Annotated in this window: 3 protein-coding genes; all 3 read right to left on the reverse strand. The window is 69.9% G+C overall.

The window, feature by feature from the left end; all coding sequences use genetic code 11:
- Positions 1-37 precede the first annotated feature (37 nt).
- The 3 genes from DPQ64_RS18370 to DPQ64_RS18380 all read right to left on the reverse strand — a co-directional run bounded on the left by DPQ64_RS18370 (position 38) and on the right by DPQ64_RS18380 (position 2,294).
- On the reverse strand, positions 38-337 hold the full coding sequence (locus DPQ64_RS18370) for a hypothetical protein (RefSeq protein ID WP_115865741.1): 300 nt from the start codon (positions 335-337) through the stop codon (positions 38-40).
- A 72-nt stretch (positions 338-409) separates the two neighbouring features.
- Entirely contained in the window at positions 410-1,207 is a 798-nt protein-coding gene (locus DPQ64_RS18375) for an HpcH/HpaI aldolase family protein (protein ID WP_115865742.1), read from the reverse strand.
- A 169-nt stretch (positions 1,208-1,376) separates the two neighbouring features.
- Entirely contained in the window at positions 1,377-2,294 is a 918-nt protein-coding gene (locus DPQ64_RS18380; RefSeq protein WP_115865743.1) for a Vms1/Ankzf1 family peptidyl-tRNA hydrolase, read from the reverse strand.
- Positions 2,295-2,370 lie beyond the last annotated feature (76 nt).

The raw sequence follows: 2,370 nt of genomic DNA on the forward strand, positions 1-2,370 counted from the left end.
GACCCGCGGCGGCGAGAAAGCCGCCGCGGGTCGCGCGCTACGGCCCCGCTCCGGTGTCGCCCGGCGTGTCGTCGAGCAGCGTTTCGGCCCGCTCACGAAGCGAGTCCGGGAGATCCTCGCCCTCGGCGAGTTCCCGGAGCAGCAACTTGCACTGGGGGTGAGCCAGCCCGGCCAGCGCCCGCTCGCGGAGCGTCTCGTCGAGGTCGTCCATCCGGGCGAGGTCGGCGAGACTGTCGCACTCGTTGGCGGTCTCCAGTCCGCCGATGGCCGATTCGCGCGCACTCCGGTCGTTCGACTCGTCGCGCGCGATCTCGAAGTTCTCCTCGGGCGTGCTCATAGGCCCGGATGTTCGGCAGCGACACCGATATCGCTGGGGGCCAATTTCTCTTTCAACTCGAAGTCGGTCGGCCTACTCGTCCGCGTCACCCTCGAAATCGTCGACCCACGAGGTGACGACTTGCTGGAGCGCTCCCGTGGTGCTCCCGAGGTTGAGCATCTGATAGCCCGCGTCGGCCTTCTCGTTTACGTCGTCCATCCCGAAGCCGAGGCCGCCGACCGGGACGCTCGCGTCGAGGCTCTTCGTTCGGATCTCCTCGACCGCGTCCTGCACGTCTGGATGGTCGGGCTCGCCGGGGTGGCCCAGCGAGACGGCCAGATCCAGCGGGCCGACGAAGACGAACCCGAGTTCGGACACGTCGAGGATGTCCTCGAGGTTCCCCACGGCGGTCTCGGACTCTATCGTCGCGCCGACCAGCGTCTCCTCGTCCTCGGTCGACGCGTAGTCGTCGGTCGTGCCCCACCGGCTCGCGCGCGGGTTCGCGAACCCGCGACCGCCCGCGTCGCCGTCGTACCGGAAGCGCGACGCCCGGATCGCCTTCTGGGCCTCCTCGGCGGTCTCGACCCGCGAGACGAAGGCGTTCCGGACGCCGGCGTCGAGTGCTTTCCGGACGAGTCCGGGGTCCGGTTCGGGCAGTCGGACCAGCAGTTCCGTCTCGGTGCCGTTGGTCGCCCGGAGCAGGTCGTCGAGTCGGTCGCCGTCCCACGGGCTCGGGCCGCCGTGTTCGAGGTCGATCCAGACGAAGTCGACGCCGAGTTCGGCGTAGAATTCGACCAGCGTCGGGCTGTACGCGCTGTCGAGCACGCCGAGCGCGACCCCGCCGTCGTCGAGTGTGCGCTGCAGGTCGTTGGTCCGCGGAGCGTCCCCCATGCGAACACCGACACCGCGGAGTTCGATAAACCTGCTTGCGGCTCGGCTCGGGCCTCGCAGGACAGTTGCGCGAACCCGAGCGGGTCAGTCCCGGCCGAGCCGACTCGGATCCGATACAGTCGGGTCGACTCAGTTCAGACACAGTTGCACCAAGTCCGATTCTGTCACTTCAAATCCGATACAGTCGCGTCGTCCAGAACTCCCGGAAGGCGTCGGCCAGCGCGTCCTCGGGGTCGCCGGTGGCGTCGACCGCGCGCGTGGCGTCCGCGCGCTGTTCGAACTCGCCGAGCAGCGTCGACTCGCCGACGACGTACAGTCGGTCGGGCCTGTCGCCGTCGAGCGCCTCGTCGATGGCATCCTCGCACTTGTCGAGGTGCTCATCGATCTGGGCGTCGCGCCGTCGCTCGAACCGGCCCTGCGAGAACCCGCCCTTCGAGTGGTCTCCCTTCACGTCGCTGTCGAACCCCTTGAACGAGGTGCGCTCACTGCCCTCGTACGTGCCGAGCGCGAACAGGTCCGAGCGCACGAGCGCGAGCGCGAACTCGCCGGTCGGCAGGAACCACTCGCGGTCGAGGACGAAGCCGTCGCTCCACTCGGCGAAGCGCTCGGGCGCGACCGGCGGTGTCAACGCGGCGCTGACGAGTCCGGCGTCGTCGGTCACCGCGACGCAGGGCCGGGCGCGACCGACCAGCGCGGCGCGGTCGCCGAACGCCGACTCGACCGCCTCGGGCAGGTCGCGGTCGCCGTCCGCGACCACGGCGGTCAGCGCGCCCTCGGCGTCGGTGGCGAAGGAGTCGAGTCGGTCGAGCACGGATTCCAGCCGCTCGCCCCGGATGGTCTCGACCGCTCGGAAGTCGAGCGAGCGCGAGCCGTCAGCCCCGCCCTCCGTGCGCTCGACGCGGTCCTCCAGTTCCGCGATGCGGTCCTCCAGCCGGTTGACGCGCTGTTCGGCCTCCTGACGGGCGGTGGCTGCCTCGGCGCGGCGCTCCTGCTCGGCGTCGAGCTGGCGTTCGAGGTGCCGTTTCTCCTCTTCGAGGTCGGCGATGCGGTTTTTCAGCTCCGCGCGCCCGAGCAACTCGTCGAGCATTCGGCGTGAACCGCGTGCGGAGGCGTCTTGTAGCTTCTGCTTGGGCGACAACGGGTCCGCCGGCAGTTCCGGTCGC

Origin of the sequence: Halorussus litoreus, assembly GCF_003382685.1 — an archaeon.
GTDB lineage: Archaea > Halobacteriota > Halobacteria > Halobacteriales > Haladaptataceae > Halorussus > Halorussus litoreus.

Coding starts and splice junctions, on each gene's coding strand:
- DPQ64_RS18370 (WP_115865741.1), bottom strand. CDS start 337: ATGAGCACGCCCGAGGAGAACTTCGAGATCGCGCGCGACGAGTCGAAC.
- DPQ64_RS18375 (WP_115865742.1), bottom strand. CDS start 1,207: ATGGGGGACGCTCCGCGGACCAACGACCTGCAGCGCACACTCGACGAC.
- DPQ64_RS18380 (WP_115865743.1), bottom strand. CDS start 2,294: ATGCTCGACGAGTTGCTCGGGCGCGCGGAGCTGAAAAACCGCATCGCC.